The sequence below is a fragment of the Rhodococcus sp. ACS1 genome (assembly GCF_002300155.1).
In the GTDB taxonomy this organism is placed as follows: Bacteria; Actinomycetota; Actinomycetes; order Mycobacteriales; family Mycobacteriaceae; genus Rhodococcus_F; species Rhodococcus_F koreensis.
Window position 1 is genome coordinate 337,364 of the sequence record NZ_NSDZ01000002.1, and the last position, 18,449, is coordinate 355,812.

Annotated in this window: 19 protein-coding genes; 10 read left to right on the forward strand and 9 right to left on the reverse strand. The window is 68.0% G+C overall.

All coding sequences use genetic code 11. The annotated features are described in order from the left end of the window. Positions 1 to 58 precede the first annotated feature (58 nt). Together CJ179_RS08860 and CJ179_RS08865 are read left to right on the forward strand one after the other, a co-directional pair. Positions 59 to 1,528 (forward strand): amino acid ABC transporter substrate-binding protein/permease, encoded by a 1,470-nt coding sequence (locus CJ179_RS08860; RefSeq protein WP_373560133.1) that lies wholly within the window; start codon positions 59 to 61, stop codon positions 1,526 to 1,528. Then, the gene (locus CJ179_RS08865) at positions 1,525 to 2,295 is read left to right on the forward strand and encodes an amino acid ABC transporter ATP-binding protein (protein ID WP_072941110.1); all 771 of its coding nucleotides are present in this window, start codon (positions 1,525 to 1,527) and stop codon (positions 2,293 to 2,295) included. The genes CJ179_RS08860 and CJ179_RS08865 overlap by 4 nt, the downstream gene beginning before the upstream one ends. Before the next feature lie 50 nt (positions 2,296 to 2,345). On the opposite strand, the gene CJ179_RS08870 is transcribed toward CJ179_RS08865, so the two are convergent. Continuing rightward, positions 2,346 to 2,786 (reverse strand): DoxX family protein, encoded by a 441-nt coding sequence (locus tag CJ179_RS08870; RefSeq protein WP_072941112.1) that lies wholly within the window; start codon positions 2,784 to 2,786, stop codon positions 2,346 to 2,348. Positions 2,787 to 2,924: 138 nt separating this feature from the next. Then, positions 2,925 to 3,767 carry a TatD family hydrolase gene (locus CJ179_RS08875; protein WP_072941115.1) on the reverse strand — a complete coding sequence of 281 codons (843 nt, stop codon included), beginning with the start codon at positions 3,765 to 3,767 and terminating at the stop codon, positions 2,925 to 2,927. Between the two features lie 75 nt (positions 3,768 to 3,842). On the opposite strand from CJ179_RS08875, the gene CJ179_RS08880 reads away from it, so the two are divergent. From CJ179_RS08880 to CJ179_RS08890, 3 genes are read left to right on the forward strand one after another with little or no spacing between them, the layout of a single operon-like run. Next, positions 3,843 to 4,697 (forward strand): SDR family oxidoreductase, encoded by an 855-nt coding sequence (locus CJ179_RS08880; protein WP_095861214.1) that lies wholly within the window; start codon positions 3,843 to 3,845, stop codon positions 4,695 to 4,697. Positions 4,698 to 4,750: 53 nt separating this feature from the next. Continuing rightward, positions 4,751 to 6,310: a methionine--tRNA ligase gene (gene metG, locus CJ179_RS08885; RefSeq protein ID WP_072941121.1), complete on the forward strand. Its 1,560-nt coding sequence runs from the start codon at positions 4,751 to 4,753 to the stop codon at positions 6,308 to 6,310. 46 nt (positions 6,311 to 6,356) lie between these two features. Next, positions 6,357 to 7,592 (forward strand): DUF2786 domain-containing protein, encoded by a 1,236-nt coding sequence (locus tag CJ179_RS08890; protein ID WP_072941123.1) that lies wholly within the window; start codon positions 6,357 to 6,359, stop codon positions 7,590 to 7,592. A gap of 14 nt (positions 7,593 to 7,606) precedes the next feature. Here CJ179_RS08890 and rsmI read toward each other — a convergent pair whose 3' ends face one another. Continuing rightward, a complete protein-coding gene (rsmI, locus tag CJ179_RS08895) occupies positions 7,607 to 8,437 on the reverse strand; it encodes a 16S rRNA (cytidine(1402)-2'-O)-methyltransferase (protein WP_072941126.1) in 831 nt (276 codons plus the stop codon). 74 nt (positions 8,438 to 8,511) lie between these two features. On the opposite strand from rsmI, the gene CJ179_RS08900 reads away from it, so the two are divergent. Then, entirely contained in the window at positions 8,512 to 10,020 is a 1,509-nt protein-coding gene (locus tag CJ179_RS08900) for a dolichyl-phosphate-mannose--protein mannosyltransferase (RefSeq protein WP_095861432.1), read from the forward strand. Between the two features lie 62 nt (positions 10,021 to 10,082). Here the strand turns inward: CJ179_RS08900 and CJ179_RS08905 are convergent, their stop codons facing one another. The 4 genes from CJ179_RS08905 to CJ179_RS08920 all read right to left on the reverse strand — a co-directional run bounded on the left by CJ179_RS08905 (position 10,083) and on the right by CJ179_RS08920 (position 13,402). After that, the gene (locus tag CJ179_RS08905) at positions 10,083 to 11,714 is read right to left on the reverse strand and encodes a BCCT family transporter (RefSeq protein ID WP_373560134.1); all 1,632 of its coding nucleotides are present in this window, start codon (positions 11,712 to 11,714) and stop codon (positions 10,083 to 10,085) included. 90 nt (positions 11,715 to 11,804) lie between these two features. Then, a complete protein-coding gene (locus tag CJ179_RS08910) occupies positions 11,805 to 12,236 on the reverse strand; it encodes a DoxX family protein (protein ID WP_095861216.1) in 432 nt (143 codons plus the stop codon). Positions 12,237 to 12,285: 49 nt separating this feature from the next. Next, positions 12,286 to 12,660 (reverse strand): GntR family transcriptional regulator, encoded by a 375-nt coding sequence (locus CJ179_RS08915; protein WP_005238723.1) that lies wholly within the window; start codon positions 12,658 to 12,660, stop codon positions 12,286 to 12,288. Positions 12,661 to 12,718: 58 nt separating this feature from the next. Beyond that, positions 12,719 to 13,402 carry an NAD(P)H-binding protein gene (locus tag CJ179_RS08920; protein ID WP_095861217.1) on the reverse strand — a complete coding sequence of 228 codons (684 nt, stop codon included), beginning with the start codon at positions 13,400 to 13,402 and terminating at the stop codon, positions 12,719 to 12,721. A gap of 88 nt (positions 13,403 to 13,490) precedes the next feature. On the opposite strand from CJ179_RS08920, the gene arsC reads away from it, so the two are divergent. Beyond that, positions 13,491 to 13,847, forward strand: a complete 357-nt coding sequence (gene arsC / locus CJ179_RS08925) for an arsenate reductase (glutaredoxin) (protein WP_095861433.1) — start codon at positions 13,491 to 13,493, stop codon at positions 13,845 to 13,847. A gap of 68 nt (positions 13,848 to 13,915) precedes the next feature. Here arsC and arcA read toward each other — a convergent pair whose 3' ends face one another. Then, positions 13,916 to 15,133 (reverse strand): arginine deiminase, encoded by a 1,218-nt coding sequence (arcA, locus tag CJ179_RS08930; RefSeq protein WP_095861218.1) that lies wholly within the window; start codon positions 15,131 to 15,133, stop codon positions 13,916 to 13,918. A 108-nt stretch (positions 15,134 to 15,241) separates the two neighbouring features. On the opposite strand from arcA, the gene CJ179_RS08935 reads away from it, so the two are divergent. Then, the gene (locus CJ179_RS08935; RefSeq protein ID WP_072941137.1) at positions 15,242 to 15,772 is read left to right on the forward strand and encodes an FABP family protein; all 531 of its coding nucleotides are present in this window, start codon (positions 15,242 to 15,244) and stop codon (positions 15,770 to 15,772) included. Between the two features lie 42 nt (positions 15,773 to 15,814). Further along, a complete protein-coding gene (gene soxR, locus CJ179_RS08940; RefSeq protein ID WP_072941138.1) occupies positions 15,815 to 16,294 on the forward strand; it encodes a redox-sensitive transcriptional activator SoxR in 480 nt (159 codons plus the stop codon). A 3-nt stretch (positions 16,295 to 16,297) separates the two neighbouring features. On the opposite strand, the gene CJ179_RS08945 is transcribed toward soxR, so the two are convergent. After that, a complete protein-coding gene (locus CJ179_RS08945) occupies positions 16,298 to 16,792 on the reverse strand; it encodes a DUF2505 domain-containing protein (RefSeq protein WP_072941141.1) in 495 nt (164 codons plus the stop codon). Between the two features lie 191 nt (positions 16,793 to 16,983). Between CJ179_RS08945 and CJ179_RS08950 the strand changes: the two genes are divergently transcribed. Further along, the gene (locus CJ179_RS08950; RefSeq protein WP_095861219.1) at positions 16,984 to 18,438 is read left to right on the forward strand and encodes a wax ester/triacylglycerol synthase domain-containing protein; all 1,455 of its coding nucleotides are present in this window, start codon (positions 16,984 to 16,986) and stop codon (positions 18,436 to 18,438) included. Positions 18,439 to 18,449: the final 11 nt, after the last annotated feature.

Genomic DNA, 18,449 nt, shown 5'->3' on the forward strand with positions numbered 1-18,449 from the left:
ACTTGCACCAAGAAGCCCGGAAGCGACCGGGCATTACTGACAAGAAAGCTGGGGTTCCGTGCGCAGCAGATCCGATCGACTTCTGAGACTCGTCAGACGTCCGAGAGTGCCCTCGGTGATCGCCGCGCTGACGCTGCTCGTCACACTCGTCGCGCCCGGCATCGCCGTCGCGCAGCAGCCCGCTCCGGGCAACGACTACACCATCGCCACCGACATCACGTTCGCCCCGTTCGAGTTCCAGGACGAGAGCGGCAAACTCGTCGGCATCGACATGGACCTTCTCGCCGCCATCGCCGAGGACCAGGGATTCACCTACCGGGTCAACGCCGTCGGATTCGACGCCGCACTGCAGGCGGTCACGGGCGGTCAGGCCAACGGCATGATCGCCGGCATGTCGATCACCGACGCCCGCAAGGCGACGTTCGACTTCTCCGACCCGTACTTCGAGTCGGGTGTGCAGATGGGCGTGCTCGAGTCCAACGACTCGATCACGTCGTACGAGGACCTGCGCGGCAAGTCCGTCGCCGTCAAGAACGGCACCGAAGGCGCCACGTACGCGGAGTCCATCAAGGACCAGTACGGGTTCACCACCAAGTACTTCGCCGACTCGTCGAGCATGTTCGACGAGGTCCGCACGGGTAACTCGGTCGCCGTGTTCGAGGACTACCCCGTCCTCGCCTACGGCATCAAGCAGGGCAACGGGTTCAAGACCGTCACCGACAAGGTCCCCGGCGCCAGCTACGGGTTCGCCGTCGCGAAGGGCCAGAACGCGCAGCTCCTCCAGGAGTTCAACACCGGTCTCGCCAACGTGAAGGCGAGCGGCAAGTACGACGAGATCCTCGACACCTACCTCAACGCCGACGCCTCCGACGACGACAACTCGATCCTCGGCCTGATCAAGAGCACCTACCCGCTGCTACTCGAGGGTCTGTGGCTGACGATCGTCCTGACCGTGGTCTCGATCGCCATCGCGCTCGTGCTCGGCGCGATCTTCGGCCTGTTCCGGGTATCGACCAACATCGTCCTGCGCGGCATCGGCACCACCTACGTGGACGTGTTCCGCGGCACTCCGCTGCTGGTGCAGGCCTTCTTCATCTACTTCGGCATCCCGGCGGCGCTGGACTTCCAGATGTCGGCGTTCACCGCGGGCATCATCACACTGAGCCTCAACGCAGGCGCCTACATGGCCGAGATCGTGCGCGGCGGCATCCTGTCCGTCGACAAGGGCCAGATGGAAGCGTCCCGGAGCCTCGGCATCAGCTACCTGAAGTCGATGCGGAAAGTCGTGATGCCGCAGGCCGTGCGGACGATGATCCCGTCCTACATCAACCAGTTCGTGATCACGCTGAAGGACACGTCGATCCTGTCCGTGATCGGGCTCGCCGAGCTCACTCAGACCGGGCGGATCATCATCGCCCGCAACTTCCAGTCCTTCAACATGTGGCTGATCATCGGCGCGATGTATTTCATCATCATCATGGCGCTGACGAAGCTGTCGAACCGGCTCGAGAAGAGGATCAACAGATGACCGAGACACCGGTGACGGACAACAAGGCCGAGGCCGCCGACCCGAAGATCCGGGTGAAGGGCCTGAAGAAGTCGTTCGGCGACAACGAGGTGCTCAAGGGCATCGACGTCGACATCGCGAGCGGCGAGGTGGTGTGCGTGATCGGGCCGTCGGGATCCGGCAAGAGCACGTTCCTGCGCTGCCTCAACCGGCTCGAGGACATCACCGGCGGCAACGTCGTCGTCGACGGCTTCGACGTGAGCAATCCCAAGATCGACATCGACCGGGTGCGCCAACACATCGGGATGGTGTTCCAGCACTTCAACCTGTTCCCGCACATGACGGCGATCGAGAACGTGATGCTCGCGCCCGTGCAGACCAAGCGGGCCTCCAAGGAGGAGGCGCGGGCGACGGCCGTGCGGTTGCTCGAGCAGGTCGGGCTGGCGGAGAAGGCGGACGCGAAGCCGGCGAACCTGTCCGGCGGGCAGAAGCAGCGCGTCGCGATCGCACGGGCCCTGGCGATGAGCCCGGACATCATGCTGTTCGACGAGGCCACCAGCGCGCTGGACCCCGAGATGGTGGGCGAGGTGCTGCAGGTTCTGCGCGACCTCGCGAAGGGCGGCATGACGATGGTCGTGGTCACCCACGAGATGGGCTTCGCCCGCGAGGTGTCCGACCGGGTGATCTTCATGGCCGACGGGTACGTGGTGGAGGAGGGAACTCCGGAGCAGATCTTCGGCGACCCGCAGCAGTCCCGTACCCAGGACTTCCTGAACAAGGTCCTCTGACATGTGAGTGGCGAAGCGTGCCGGGGCACACTTCGCCACTCACATGGGGGTCAGACGGTGGCGGGTTCCTTCGCAGCCCACGGCAGCTTGTCGCCGAGCAGTCCGTCGACACCGAAGCGGCCCGATCCGACGACGGCGAGCAGCAGCGACCCGACGCCGAGCGCCAGGACCAGTTCGTAGCCGCCCTCGCTCGCGAAGATGCCCTTGTCGATGTGCACGAGGAAGAACGCGCCGACCATGTCGAGGAACAGCAGGATCCCGAAGACCGGGACTGCGGCGCCGACGATGAGCGCGATGCCGCCGATCAGCTCGATCCACGTCGCGAGGAACGCCGAGATGCCCGGAAGCGGAACTCCCATGGCCTCGAAGCCGGCGGTCTGGGCGTCGAGGCCGTTGGTGAACGCCTTCTGCCAGCCGTGAGCGAGGAAGATGACGCCGATGCCCAGGCGGGCGACGAGAATTCCCAGGTTCCGAACTGCGGGGTTGTTCATGGATGCGCCTTTCATCGAGGTGTCCCCGCGCGACCGGGACGACCATTGGTTGAACAGGCAACGATCCTAAGTTCTCTAGGTTGAAACTTCAACTTAAGGCCTGCGGCCCTGTGCGCGCCCGACGAGTCCAGGGACTCGCTACCCACTCACGGGCCGGAGGCCGTACACGCGCTCGGCGGTCGCGGTGGACGCCTTCGCGAGGTCGTCCGGGTCCTCGCCGCGGATCTCGGCGAGCGCCCGGACCGTGTACGGCAGGCAGTACGGCTCGTTGGGAGCGCCCCGGAACGGGTGCGGGGTGAGGAACGGCGCATCCGTCTCGACGATCAGCTGATCCGACGGCACCAGCGGTGCCGCCTCCCGCAGGGCCTTCGCGTTCTTGAAGCTGACGGTGCCGGAGAAGCTGAGGACGTAACCGGCGTCGACGCACTCGCGCGCCATCTCGGCGTCCGAGGAGAAGCAGTGGAAGATCACCGTCTCCGGGGCTCCCTCCTCGCGCAGCACCTGCAGCAGCGCCTGGTCGGCCTCCCGGTTGTGGATCATCAGCGTCTTGCCGAGCCGCTTCGCGAGGTCGATGTGCCAGCGGAAGCCGTCGGTCTGCTCGGGGACGGTGGCGCAGCCGTCGAGTTTCCCCGGCCAGTAGAAGTCGAGCCCCGTCTCCCCTACCGCGACCACCCGGGGATCACCGGCGAGCCGCTCGATCTCCGCCCTGGTCACGTCGTCGAGCACGTTCGCCCGGGTCGGGTGGATGGCGACGGCCGCGTAGACGCGGGGATCCCAGTGGGCGGCGTCGACGGCGAACTGCGCGGCCGCCAGGTCGTCGGCCACCGTGACCACCCGTTCGACCCCCACCGCGGCCGCCCGGTCGACGATCGCCGTGACACTCGCCGCGTCCGAGGCACCGCACGCGTCGAGGTGCGTGTGCGAGTCGACGAGCGGGAACAGCGGCGCAGGGGCTTCCGGGGCGGGACGGTCTTTGCTCATGCGGACATTGTCGACGCCGCCACCGCACGTGTCACATGCGGTACTTTTCACCCCGACGGGGAGGGAGCCGTGTCCATGACTTCGAGTTCGATGAACGGCCGCGTGATCGCGGTGACCGGCGGCGCGAGGGGAATCGGGAGGGAGATCGCCCGACAGCTGGCCGTCGCAGGCGCCCGGGTCGCGATCGGCGACGTCGACGGTGCCGCGGCCCGGCGCACGGCGGACGAACTCGGCCGGGCGGGCGGGACGGTCGAGGGCCTCGAACTGGACGTGACCGACACCGCGTCGTTCACGGCGTTCCTCGCGGCCGTCGAGGATCACTGGGGACCGCTCGACGTGCTCGTCAACAATGCGGGCGTCATGTGGGTCGGGAGCTTCGACGAGGAACCCGAGTCCGCGACGGACCGGCAGCTCGCGGTGAACCTGCACGGGGTCATCCGGGGAGTGCGTCTGGCGGCCCCGGCGATGCGCGAGCGGGGCCGCGGCCAGATCGTCACGGTGGCGTCGGCGGCGTCGAAGGTCGCACCGCCCGGCGAGTCGACGTACGCCGCCACCAAGCACGGGGTTCTCGGCTACCTGACCGGGGTCCGCGAGGAACTGCGCGGTTCGGGTGTGCAGATCTCGGTGATCATGCCCGGGGTCGTGGACACCGAACTCGCGGCCGGGACGGCGACGGGTGCGGCCAAACTGCTGAAGCCGGCCGACGTCGCGAAGGCGGTGGTCGCGGCGATCCGGCGTCCCCGGTTCGAAGTGACCATCCCCTGGTACGTCGGGCCGCTGGCCCGGCTGGTCACCGTGTTTCCCCAGTTCGCCCGCGACTTCGCGGTCCGGCGGATGGTTCCCGACCAGGTGCGGTCCACGGACAAGTCGGCTCGCGCGGCGTACGAGTCGCGCACCGTCACCGGCGAGGACGGCGCCGGCCCGGGCTAGATCCCGAATCTGCGCGTCACGAAACGTCGGCGCGCAGATAGAGTGGTCGCACCATGAATGCTGCTGATTCCACCGCCTCGCGGCCACCTTTCTATCTGACGACGGCGATCGCGTACCCGAACGGCGTCCCGCACATCGGCCACGCCTACGAGTACATCTCCTCCGACGCCCTCGCACGGTTCAAGCGTCTGGACGGGTTCGACGTCTTCTTCATGACGGGAACCGACGAGCACGGTCTGAAGATGCAGCAGACCGCGGCCAAGGAAGGCATCGACGTCCGCGAACTCGCCGCGCGGAACTCCGATGTGTTCGAGGCCATGGACAAGACGCTCAACATCTCCTTCGACCGGTTCATCCGCACGACGGATGCCGACCACGAAGAAGCCAGCAAGGCGATCTGGCAGAAGATGCTCGACAACGGCGACATCTACCTCGACACGTACTCGGGCTGGTACTCGGTCCGCGACGAGGCGTTCTACACCGAGGCCGAGACCACGCTGCAGGAGGACGGTTCGCGCTTGTCCACCGAGACGGGTACCCCGGTCGAGTGGACGGAGGAGTCCACGTATTTCTTCAAGCTGTCCGAGTACCAGGACAAGCTGCTGGCCCTCTACGACGAGAATCCCGACTTCATCGCGCCCGCGACGCGGCGCAACGAGATCGTCAGCTTCGTCAAGGGTGGTCTCAAGGACCTGTCGATCTCGCGGACGACGTTCGACTGGGGCGTTCCGGTGCCCGATCACCCCGAGCACGTGATGTACGTGTGGGTGGACGCCCTCACCAACTACCTCACCGGCGCCGGATACCCGGACACGGATTCCGAGCAGTTCGGCAAGTTCTGGCCGGCGAACCTGCACATCATCGGCAAGGACATCACCCGGTTCCACACCGTGTACTGGCCGGCATTCCTGATGTCGGCGGGAATCGAGTTGCCGAAGCGGGTCTTCGTGCACGGGTTCCTCTACAACAAGGGCGAGAAGATGTCGAAGTCGGTCGGCAACGTCGTCGACCCCGTCGCCATGGTGGAGCAGTACGGCCTCGACGCCGTGCGCTTCTTCCTGCTCCGCGAGATCTCCTACGGCCAGGACGGCAGCTACAGCCACGAGGCCATCGTCACCCGGATCAACGCCGACCTGGCGAACGAACTCGGCAACCTCGCCCAGCGTTCGCTGTCGATGGTCGCGAAGAACTGCGATGCGCAGGTTCCGACGCCCGGCGAGCTGACCGAGGACGACGCGGCGATGCTCGCGCAGGCGGATGCGCTGCTGGAGCGGGTGCGCGCCGAATACGACGTCCAGGCACTGCATCTCGCACTGGAGGCGATCTGGTCGGTTCTCGGCGAGACCAACCGGTACTTCTCCAAGCAGGAGCCCTGGGTGCTGCGGAAGACGGATCCGGAGCGGATGGCGACGGTGCTGTACGTGACGCTCGAGGTGGTCCGGATCGTGGGCGTCCTCGTGCAGCCGGTGATGCCGGACGCCGCGGAGAAGATCCTGGACCTGCTGGGTCAGAAGAGCGACGCGCGGCAGTTCAGCGACCTTCCGACGCGCGTCGTGGCGGGCACCCCGCTGCCTGCACCGTCGGGCGTGTTCCCCCGCTACGTGGAGGACTGATCAGCGCGGGTCCGTTCTTGTCGGACCCCGCAGGCACACTCTCCCCATGACGCCGAATAGAACATACATTCGATCTCATCACCGTGGATTCGGGAACGGAGCGCGCGTGTTCGACGACGAAGTGAGCCCACAGGCCGCCGCGGCAGTCCACACCCTGATGGGTGAGTTGTCGGGCGCGTACGAGCGTGGGTGGCAGCCCGCCGACGTCGTGCATCTGGCGCGGAGATCGAAGGAGCCGTCCGACGCGGCGCTGGCGGCGGCCCTGGTGCTGCACGAGGCGGAGCGCACCCGCGCCGCGCACCGGGCGCCGCGGGACTGGGTGGAGCAACTCCGCACCATCGGCGAGCAGTACCCGGGCGCGTCCCACCTGGCGGCGCGGGTTCCGGTCGACGGTCCCGACGTTCGGGCCCTGGCCGCCGGGCTGCTGTTCGAGGACCCGTACCACTCCGTCTACCAGCTGACCGACCTGTCGCTGTCGTGGACGAATCTGCCCGGCTGGACGGTGCTCACTCCTCCGCCGTCGACGTGGCCGGTCGTGCGGGTCGCCGACCCGTCCGCGGCGATGCCGGGCGAGGCCGAGGCCGACGCGAAGGTGCTCAACAGGATTCGCGGGCTGCTCGCCAAGGCCGAGGCCACCGATTTCGCGGAGGAGGCGGAGATCTTCACCGCGAAGGCGCAGGAGTTGATGACGCGCTACGCGATCAACGCGGCCCTCCTCCACACCCAGCACGGGGTGGGCAACACCGCGGTGCACAGTCGCCGGATCCACCTGGAGAATCCGTACGTCAAGGAGAAGGTGCACCTTCTCACGGAGATCGGCGACTCCAACCGGGTGCGCACCGTGTGGTTCAGCTCGCTCGCCATCGCGACCGTGGTCGGAACCCCCCTCGACCTCCAGCAGGTCGACATGCTCTTCACCTCCCTGCTGGTGCAGGCCACGCGCGCAATGCAATTCGCGGACGCCGACAGTCGCAGCGGTTCGCGCACGACGTCGTTCCGGAAGGGTTTCCTGGCGGGCTTCGCCAGCCGCATCGGGCAGCGGTTGCGCGACGCCGACAGCCGGGCCACGGCCGACGCCGCCGACGCGGCGTCGATTCCCGTCGCCGATCTGCTGCCGATCCTGGCCACCAAGTCGGAGGCCGTGGACGCCGAGTTCGACCGCCTGTTTCCGCGGACCAAGAAGGCGCGCGGCCGGGCCGTCGACGCCAACGGCTGGTACGCCGGACAGGCGGCCGCCGACGACGCGTCGCTGGCGCCCGGGGAGCGTGCCCTCCGGCGGTAGCGCCCGCCTGCCGCCTAGTCCTTCCGGGACGCCAGCACCGTTTCGTAGAGTTCCCGCTTCGACACGCCGGTGGTGGCGACGAGCGCGCACGCGTCCTTGAGCCGGGTGCCGTCGGCGACCAGTCGCTCCACCTCGTCGACGAGGTCGGCGGGGTCGGACGCGACGAGGGTGGCACCCTCCACCACGACTGTGATCTCGCCGCGGACGCCCTCGGCGGCCCACTCGGCGAGTTCGGCGAGGGTGCCGCGGCGCACCTCCTCGTAGGTCTTGGTCAGCTCCCGGCAGACGGCGGCGCGGCGGGTGCCGCCGAGCACGTCGGCGGCGTCCGCGAGGCAGTCGGCGAGCCTGTGCGGCGCCTCGAAGAACACGCAGGCGCGTTGCTCGGTGACCAGGGCCTGCAACCACGTCTTGCGCTGACCCTGCTTGCGGGGCGGGAAGCCGTCGAAGCAGAACCGTTCGACGGGCAGCCCGGACAGCGCGAGTGCCGTCGTCACCGCCGACGGTCCGGGCAGGCACGTCACCGCCAGATCCTCGGCCACGCACGCCGACACCAGCCGGTACCCGGGATCGCTGACGGAGGGCATGCCGGCATCGGTGACGAGGAGAACGGTCTTGCCGGACGCGACGTCGGCGACGAGGGCGGGCAGCCGGGCCGTCTCGACCTGGTCGTAGAAGCTGACGACCTTGCCGGTGATTGTCACCTCGAGCGCGGAGGCGAGGGCTTTGGTGCGGCGGGTGTCCTCGGCGGCGACGACATCTGCCGTCCCGAGCGCCGTACGCAGCCTCGGCGAGGCGTCACCCACGTCCCCCATCGGTGTTGCGGCGAGCACTAGGCGACCAGTCATGACCCACAGCCTACGATTGCGGCGTGACGATGCTGACGGACGAGCGACCGACGCCCTCCGCACGACAGCCGTCCATGGTCGGACCGGCGCCGCTCGTGCCGCCCCCCGACTTCGGTCCCGTCGACCGTGCCCGCGGCTGGGTGGTGACGCTGTTCGTCACGGCGATCGCGGCGATCACCCGGTTCACGATGCTCGGGTACCCGACCGACGCGGGCACTCCCGTGTTCGACGAGAAGCACTACGCGCCGCAGGGCTGGCAGGTGCTCACCGGCGGCTGGCTCGAGGACAACCCCGGCTACGGGCTGGTGGTGCATCCGCCGATCGGGAAACAGCTGATCGCGATGGGCGAGGCGATCTTCGGCTACAACGGCTGGGGCTGGCGGTTCGCCTCCGCCGTGGCGGGCACGATCATGGTTCTGCTGGTGATCCGGATCGTCCGCCGGCTCACGCGGTCCACTCTGATCGGCGGTCTCGCCGGGATACTGCTGGTCGCGGACGGGGTGACGTTCGTCTCGTCCCGGCTCGGCATGCTCGACATCTTCCTTGCCCTGTTCGGGGTGGCGGCGCTCGGCTGCCTGATCGTGGACCGCGACCAGGTCCGCGAGCGGATGGCCCGGGTGTACGCCGAGGGCCGGATCGGCGACAGCGAGTGGGGTCCGCGGCTCGGTGTGCGCTGGTGGCGGTTCGGCGCCGGGATCATGCTGGGTCTGGCGTGCGGCACCAAGTGGTCGGGCGTCTACTTCATCGTGTTCTTCGGGCTGCTCAGCATCGCCTTCGATGTGGCGGCCCGGCGCGCCTACGGGGTGCGCCGCCCGTGGTTCGGGGCCGGCGTCCGCGACATCGGCCCCGCGCTGTACGCGCTCGTCGTCGTCCCGCTGTTCGTGTATCTGGCCAGTTACTGGGCGTGGTTCGCCAGCGAGACTGGTGTGGACCGGCATGCCGTGGGCAACGAGATCGGGACGGGCGGCACCTGGTCGTTCGTGCCGGCAGCGCTGCGGTCGCTGTGGTACTACAGCGGCAACGTCCTCCAGTTCCACGCGGGCCTCACCAATTCGGCGGGCAATCATCACCCGTGGGAGTCGAAGCCGTGGACGTGGCCGATGGGTCTGCGCCCGATGCTGTACTACTTCGCCGAGGGCGATCACGTCACCGGTTGCGGGGCGTCGAGTTGCGTCAAGGCGGTCATGCTCATCGGGACGCCCGCCATGTGGTGGCTGGCACTGCCGATGCTCGCGTGGGCCCTGTGGCAGTCCGTGGTGCGGAAGGACTGGCGGTACGCCACCGTCCTCACCGGCTACGGGGCCGCGTTCCTGCCGTGGCTGACCACCCTGGACCGCCAGATGTACTACTTCTACGCGGTGGCGCTGGCGCCGTTCATGGTGATGGGAATCGCGCTGGTGCTGGGCGACGTCCTCGGCAGCGCGCGGGCGTCGTTCGAGCGCCGCACCACCGGCCTGCTCGCCGTCTGCCTCTATGTGGGGCTCGTGGTCGCCAACTTCATCTGGTTGTGGCCGATCCTCACGGCCGTCCCGATCACCCCGGAGACGTGGCAGCACCAACTATGGCTGCCCAGCTGGCGCTGACACCGTGAACGAGTCGAGCCGCCCGGGTCCCGTGGGACCCGGGCGGCTCGCAGACTGTTTCTCTAGCGGGACGAGATCCGGTCGCGACGACGCTTCGCCGCCACTCTCCGCATCTCCCTCCGCATTTCCCGGCCGTCGACGATCATCTGGTCACGGGACAGATCCTTGTACAGCGAGAAGCACAACCCGATCATCACGATGACGAACGGCGCCGCAGCGATGATCGTCATCGTCTGCAGTCCGTCGAGTGCGGTGTCGCCACCGGTCCACAGGATGAGCGCGGCCACACCACCGGTGAGCACACCCCAGAAGACGACCACCCATCGCTGCGGTTCCAGCGACCCGCGCTGCGACAGGGTGCCCATCACCATCGAGGCGGCGTCGGCGCCGGAGACGAAGAAGATCGCCACGAGGATCATCACCAGGATGGTGGTGATGCCGGTGAGCGGCAGGTGGTTGAGCATGCCGAACAGCTGACCCTCCTGGGTGTCCTGCCCGGCGAGGTCGATTCCGTCACGCTGCTCGCTGATTCCCGCACCGCCGAAGATCGCGAACCACACGAGGCTCACGGCGCTCGGCACCACGATCACGCCGACCACGAACTGCCGGATGGTGCGGCCTCGGCTGATGCGGGCCAGGAACATGCCCACGAAGGGGGTCCAGGAGATCCACCATGCCCAGTAGAAGATGGTCCACGACGACAACCATTCGCCGGTCGCCGGATCGGAGGACGCGCCGGTGCGGGCCGACATCTGCGCGAGCTGCGCGGCGTAGGCGCCGATCGTGGTGGGCAGCAGGTTGAGGATCAGGACCGTCGGTCCGACGACGAACACGAACAGCGCCAGGATGATGGCGAGCACCATGTTGGTGTTGGAGAGCCACTGGATTCCCTTGGCGACACCCGACACCGCCGAGGCCACGAACGCGAGGGTCAGCAGGGCGACGATGGCGACCAGCAGGAACGTGCTGACCTGCGACATCCACCCGACGACCTGGAAGCCGGACCCGATCTGCAGTGCGCCGAGACCCAGCGAGGCGGCGGTCCCGAACAGCGTCGCGAAGATCGCGAGGACGTCGATGAACTTGCCGATCGGCCCCTCGGCGCGGCGGCCGAGCAGCGGGATGAATGCGGAGCTGAACAGCTGCTTGCGACCCTTGCGGTACGAGCCGTACGCGATCGACAGTCCGACCACCGCGTACATCGCCCAGGGGTGCAGGCTCCAGTGGAACATGGTGGTGGCCATCGCAGTTCCGATGCCACCGCTGGAACCCGGAGGGGGTGTCACGTAGTGCGCGAGCGGTTCGGCGACACCGAAGAACATCAGTCCGATGCCCATTCCGGCGCTGAACATCATCGCGATCCAGCTGACGGTCCGGAACTCGGGCTTCTCGCCGTCCTTGCCGAGCGGAATCTGCCCGAACTTGCTGAACGCGAGCCACAGTGAGAAGAGGACGAACCCGGACGCCGACAGGACGAACAACCAGCCCATGTCGGTGACCAGCCAGTCGAGCGCCTTACCGGTCGTGGTGTCGAGATTGTCGGGGGCCACGAGCCCCCAGACGACGATTGCCGAGACCGCGGCGGCGGCGGCCGAGAACACGACGTGATCGGTGCGAACACCGACCCGTTTGAGCCCTCCGCCGACGGCCGCGTCAGCGGTGTCGGAACCTTGATCAGGCAGATCAGTATTCATTGCCATGAACAACTACGTTGGTCATTTTCGATGGTAAAAGCAAGCTAGCCCACCGCTTCACACCGAATCGAGACCCGCCGAACGGTATCGTTACGCTGCGGTTTTGCCCCATCCCGAGCCTCTTCCGAGGAGCCCGTCGATGCTGAGGCGTCCGGCACCGATCACAGCGAGTAACAGTGACCCGACGCCGAGTGCGACGACGAGTTCGTACCCGCCGTTCGCGACGAAGACGCCCTTGTCCGCGTGCACCAGAATCAGCGCCCCGAGCATGTCGAGGAACAGCAGGATTCCGGCGATCGGTGTGGCGATGCCCACGATGAGAGCAAATCCACCCGCGAGTTCGACAGTGGCGGCCGCAACAGCCGAGATGTCGGGCCGCGGGACGCCCATGTCGGCGAACGACGCTTGGGTGGCCGTCACTCCGTAGTCGAAGAACTTCTGCCAGCCGTGCGCGACGAAGATCACGCCGAGCCCGATCCGGGCGATCAACAGTGCGAGGTCACGGAAGAGTGCGGAGGCCATACCGAGCGTCTACCTTTCTGTGGTCACACTTCTGGATGTGACGCCGTCCTCATTCGGCGCCGCGGAGAGCGGACTGCACGAAGCCGAGTATCTCCTCGTCGGACACCCCCAGCTTCCGCAGTTCCTGCACATACCCTGTTGCGGCCTTCTCGGCTCCGGCGCGAATGGGGTCACCGCCGCTCGCGATGAATGTGCCCTGCTTGCCTCGGGTTTCGATGACACCCTGCTCGCCGAGTTCCCGGTACGCCTTGGCGACCGTGTTCGGTGCGAGGCCGACCTCGACGGCGAGCGCACGGACCGTGGGAATCTTCGTTCCCGCAATCAGTTGCCCGCTGCGGACCTGCTCGATGATCTGCAATCGCAACTGGTCGAACGGGGCGGTCGACGAATCGGGGTCGATGTCGATGTCCACGGCCGGCGCCACCTCCGTTGTTCCACGCGTTGTATCAGACCGTAGTTGCGCGGTTGCGGCGCCGCAATGGTTACAGCGCGGCGACGGCGTCCTCGATCGACGTCGGACCGGACGTCAGCATCAGCGTCTTCTTCGCCGTGTTCGGGTGGTCCAGGAGCGCCGCGACCACCGCAGCGACGTCGGCGCGCGTGACGGTGCCCCGTTCGAGGGGAGGCGCGGTGAGCGTGACGTGACCTGTCGGGTCGTCGTCGAGCAGACCGCCCGGACGGAGAATCGTCCAGTCCAGGTGGGTGCGGGCGCGCAGATCTTCCTCGGCTGCCGTCTTCGCGACCAGGTAGGCGGCGAACACGTCGTCGGTGCCTTCGGGGATCGGCTCACCCGCCCCGAACGAACCGACCTGAACGAATCGCCGCGTCCCCGCCTTTTCGGCGGCGTCGGCGAGCAGCACCGCGGCCCCGCGGTCGACGGTGTCCTTGCGGGCGATTCCGCTGCCCGGACCGGCACCGGCCGCGAACACCGCGGCGTCCGCACCGGCGAGGGTCTTCGCGACGTCGTCCGCGGTCGCCGTCTCCAGATCGATCACCACCGGTTCGGCGCCGAGTGCCGCGACCTCGTGCTCGTGGTCGGGGTTGCGGATCAGCGCGACCGCACGGTCACCGCGGGCGGTGAGGATCTTGATGAGGTGACGGGCGATCTTCCCGTGTCCACCCGCGATGACGATGCGCTGCGGAGCCGCGTCCCGGTACTCGGCCATGATCGATCTCCCTCTTTCGTCGACTGGTTACGAGTTACTACCCATGGTTCAGCGCTCGGTGCGGGCGCATTTGTTCCCCGGGTGCAGAATGTCGGATATGGCGAACACCGCGACCATCTACCACAACCAGCGCTGCAGCACGTCCCGCACGGTCCTCGGACTGATCCGGGACGCGGGCATCGAGCCGACCGTCGTGAAGTACCTCGAGACCCCGCCCTCGCGGGACGGATTGCGCAAACTTCTCGACGACGCCGGCCTGAAACCGAGCGAGGCGATCCGCAAGAAGGAGGCCGTCTTCAAGGAACTCGGGCTCGCCGATGCGTCCGAGGACGAACTGCTGGAAGCGATGGTGGACAACCCCATCCTCATCGAGCGACCGATCGTCGTGACGGACAGGGGCACCGTCCTCGCCCGCCCGGCCGCGAAGGTCAGCGACATCCTCTAGGCCCTCCGGGCCCGTGCGTGGTTGACGAGTCCCTGCACTCCCTAACCACGCACGGGCGGCGGAGCCGCCTACAGCGGGTCGCGGGCGACCGGGCAGGACATGCAGCGGGGGCCGCCGCGGCCCGAACCGAGTTCGGAACCGGCGATCCGCAGTACCTCGATGCCCGACGCCTCGAGCCGGGCGTTGGTCTCGACGTTCCGTTCGTAGGCGACGACGACGCCGGGGGCGAGTGCGAGCGTGTTGTTTCCGTCGTCCCACTGTTCGCGTTCGGCGGTGACGTTGTCGAGTCCGGTGTCGATGACGCGCAGTTTGCCGATGCCCATGGCCTCGGCGGCGGCGCTCAGGAACGGGTCGGCGCCGCGGATCGACACGCCGTTGTCCTCGCGGTGAATGGTGAACGCCGACAGTGTGTCCTGGATGATCGGGTACATCACGACGGCGTCGTGGTCGACCATCGTGCACACGGTGTCGAGGTGCATCGACGCCCGGGCCTGCGCGATGGGCACCACCAGCACGGTGTGCGCCAGTTCGTCCTCGAAGACGCTGCGCGCCAACGCCTCGGCTCCGGCCGGTGTGGTGCGCTCCCCCACTCCGACGGCGACGACGCCGGGTGCCAGGAGCAGGACATCGCCGCCTTCGACGGGCGCCGTGTGGGATTCGTAGGCGCGCCGCGCGCCCCGGAAACGCGGGTGGTGGGCGTAGATGATGTCGGTGAGGGACGTTTCGCGGACGCGGGCGGGCAGTGCCAGCGAGGTGATCGCGACGCGCGGTCCGATCCAGAACGACGAGTCGCGGGTGAACAGCAGGTTGGGCAGCGGGTCGATGACGAAGTCGCCGCCGTGGTGCATGCGACGGACCAGCGACGCCGTGTTCGCGGCGACGGGCAGTTCGTCGAACGTCATGCCTGCGGTGAGGATGGTCGAGAGTTCGGGCGCCGGGACGCCGCGGAGGTGCGCGGCGAGTTCCTGCGCCAGGGTGTGGCCCAGCTTCCGGGGGTCGACGGCCGCGCCGATGCCGTGGATGCGGGCGGCTCCACTGGCGCCGAGTGTCTCGCTGAGCAGGTCGGACAGCAGCAGGACCTCGACGCCGCGGCTGCGCAGGAGGTCCGCGAACGCGTCGTGCTCCTCCTGTGCGCGGTCGACCCAGGGCAGTCCGTCGAACAGCAGTTGGTCGTTGTTGCGGGGTGTCAGCCGCTTCAGTTCGTCCCCGGGCCGGTGCAGGAGGACGGCACGCAGCTGCCCGACTTCGGAGTTGGCCCCCAGCGGTGCAGAACCCGACGCGTTCATGTCTAGACGGTAATGCCGGCGGGCCCGGCAGGCACGCTCAAACGCTCCCGCCGCCGACCGTGTCCCTCGGCCCCGCAGGCGAGTACCGTGAAGCGGCGGAGGTATCTCATGGACGAGAACTCGACTCTCTCGCCGGCGCACACGGATGCGACGGCGAGTTCGTCTGCGACCACACCACCGGTTCCGTCCGTACCGCCCGCCCTGGCGCCGTTCGCCGGTCTGTGGCGCGGCGAGGGCGAGGGTGCGTACCCGACGATCGACGACTTTGCGTACACCGAGGAGATCGAATTCGCTCCCAGCGGTAAACCGTTCCTGGCGTACCGGTCTCGGACGTGGGAGGCGGGCACCGGGCGGCCGTTGCACTCGGAGTCCGGGTATCTGCGGCTCGTCGCCGAGGACGAGGCGGAACTGCTCGTCGCCCAGCCGACCGGATTCACCGAGATCCACCGCGGTCAGATCCGGGAGGGGATCATCGAGTTGTCGATGGTGGCGCTGAGCGCGTCCCCGGACGCCAAACCGGTGCACAGCATCCGGCGGCAGTTGTCGGTGCGCGGCGGCGACCTCACATACGACCTGTGGATGGCGCACGACCTGACTCCGCTCACACACCATCTCCACGGTCATCTCCGCCGCGACTGACCTCGAGTATTGTTCAGGTAACCCGGTGAAAGGTTGCCTGTCGTGGAGATGCCCGAGTGGAGAGCGAAGGAACTGACGCCGGGACAGCTGTCGGAGCGCAGTGGCGTCGCGGTGTCGGCGTTGCATTTCTACGAGCGCGAGGGGCTGATCACCAGCAGGCGGACGTCCGGCAATCAGCGTCGCTATCGCCGGGACACGCTGCGGCGGGTCGCGTTCATCCGCATCGCCCAGCGGGTCGGGATTCCGCTGGCCGAGATCCGGGACGCCCTCGCGACCCTCCCCGAGGGCCGCACCCCGAACCGGAAGGACTGGGAGAAGCTGTCGACGCGGTGGCACGCCGATCTGGATCAGCGGATCGAGCAGCTGATCCGTCTCCGCGACAACCTGACCGGCTGCATCGGCTGCGGGTGCCTGTCGCTCGGGAGTTGCGCGATCGTCAACAGCCACGACCGGCTGGGCACTGCGGGGCCGGGTGCCCGCACGCTGGACGTCGAATTGGACGGCCCCGCGCCGGGGGCGTGAGCGTCAGCTGTCGCCGAGCCACTTCTCGATCGCGTCGCGGTCCTGCCCGACCATGTCGCCGACCAGCTTCCTGACGAGGGATTCGATCTGTCCTCCGACGAGCGGGATCTTGACCTGCACCGATCCGGAGACGTCGAGGACGGTGACGTCGCCCGACGCGCGGAGCACCGACGTGCAGTCGATCTTCACGGGGATCCCGGTGGAGCTGCCGCTGATCCGGCCGTCGGCGTGGTCGCCGTCGAGTGCGCCCCATTCGTCGGCCCGCTCGACCTTCAGTTCACCGGAGACGACCTTGCGCACCAGCCCGGGGAGGGAGGACGCGCCGATGGTGTCGCGCATCGTCGCCGTCAGCGTGCCGGGGCCGCGGCTGTCGTCGAGGGTGAGCTTCTCCGGCGCCTCCTCGAACCGGTGCTGCCAGAACGCCCGGTCCGTCACCGTCGCGTGCACGCGGTCGATCGGGTACGCGATCTGTTCGGAGTAGTCGAAGCTTTTCGCCATGACGGCAGCCTACGACAACTCCGTGAGCGGCGAAGGAGTCCAGGGACTCGTCAACCGCGCACGGGCGCGGAGCGCCTCGGGCGGAAAGTCCGCCGCGCAATCCGCCGGAACCAGGGACGCGATCTGCGGGGCGGGTCCACACTGGAAAAGCAGCAGCTGAGGGCAACTCGAGCAACCGAATGAGGGTGGGCATGGCCGACGGCGAACCTCTGATACCACCGAGTGCCGTCGACGTGGACTTCTCCGACGTCGCCTGGGGAGCGGACCGCACGATGTCCGACTTCGAGACCGGGATGTGGCGGATGGAGGAGGTGCAGCCGAAGCTGCGCTCACCGATCGTCGCGGTCGACGTCCTCGACAAACCGCCGGACTGGGAGCGGCTCGTGCGTGCCCACGAATGGGCGTCGCACATGGTGCCGCGCATCCGGATGCGGGTGGTGGAGCCGACGCTGCGGCTGGGCAACCCGATGTGGTCGGTCGACCCCGAGTTCGATCTCGACTATCACCTGTCGCGGGTGCGGCTGCCGGAGCCCGCGACGTTCGACCATGCGCTGCGGATGTGCAGGCACATGGCGACGGAGCCGTTCGACCGCGCCCGGCCGCCGTGGAGCGCGATGCTCATCGAGGGGCTCGACGACGGCCGCGCCGTCTACGTCGTGAAGACGCACCACAGCATCACGGACGGTCTCGGCGGCATCCAGTTGATGACGCTGCTGCACAGCAGGCGTCCCGAACCGTCGCCGGACAAACCGGATCGGCCTGCGCCGTTGCCGGAGCAGATGTCGGGCGGCGGCGCCCTGCTCGAGCAGGCACTCGGCAACGTGCGCAGCGCCCCCAGCCGTCTCGGCGGCCTGATCCGCGGCGCGGTGCGGACGGCGATGACGATCGTCGGCGACCCGGTGGGCAGTGTCACGGAGGTCGCCGGTTACGCGAACTCGATCCGCCGGGTGGTGACTCCTCCCCCGACCACGGGTTCGGACCTGCTGCGCGACCGGGGGCTCGGACGCTGGTTCGGTGTGCTCGAGGTGAGTGTCGACGAACTGCGCTCCGCCGCCCACGTCGCGGGCGGGTCGTTGAACGACGCGTATGTGGCGGCACTGCTGGGCGGTTTCCGCCGCTATCACGAATCGTTCGGCCACGACCTCGAGACGATTCCGGTGGGGATGCCGGTGAGTATGCGTTCGGCGTCGGACCCGACCGGGGGCAACCGGTTCGCGGCGGCCCGGTTCGCCGGACCGGTCGGTGAACGCGACCCGATCGCACGGATCAAGAAGGTACGCACGATCATTCTCGGGTTGCGCCAGGAACCGGCACTCGGTCTGCTCGATTCCGCCGCCCCGATCCTGGTCCGGATCCCGACGGTGGTCCTGGCCAACTGGTACCTCTCGCAGTCGACGGGCCTCGACCTGCAGGCCAGCAACGTCGCGGGCGTGCCCGTGCCCGTGTATCTGGCGGGCGCCCGGATCGAGCGGATGTTCCCGTTCGGCCCCGCTCCCGGCTGCGCGGTCATGGCAACTCTGGTCTCCCACGTCGGCACGTGTTGCATCGGTGTCAATCTCGACACCGCCGCCGTGACCGAACCGGCGCGGTTCATGTCGTGCCTGCAGGAGAGTCTCGACGAGATCGTCGAACTCGGCCGCGGGTGAAAGGAAAGGCG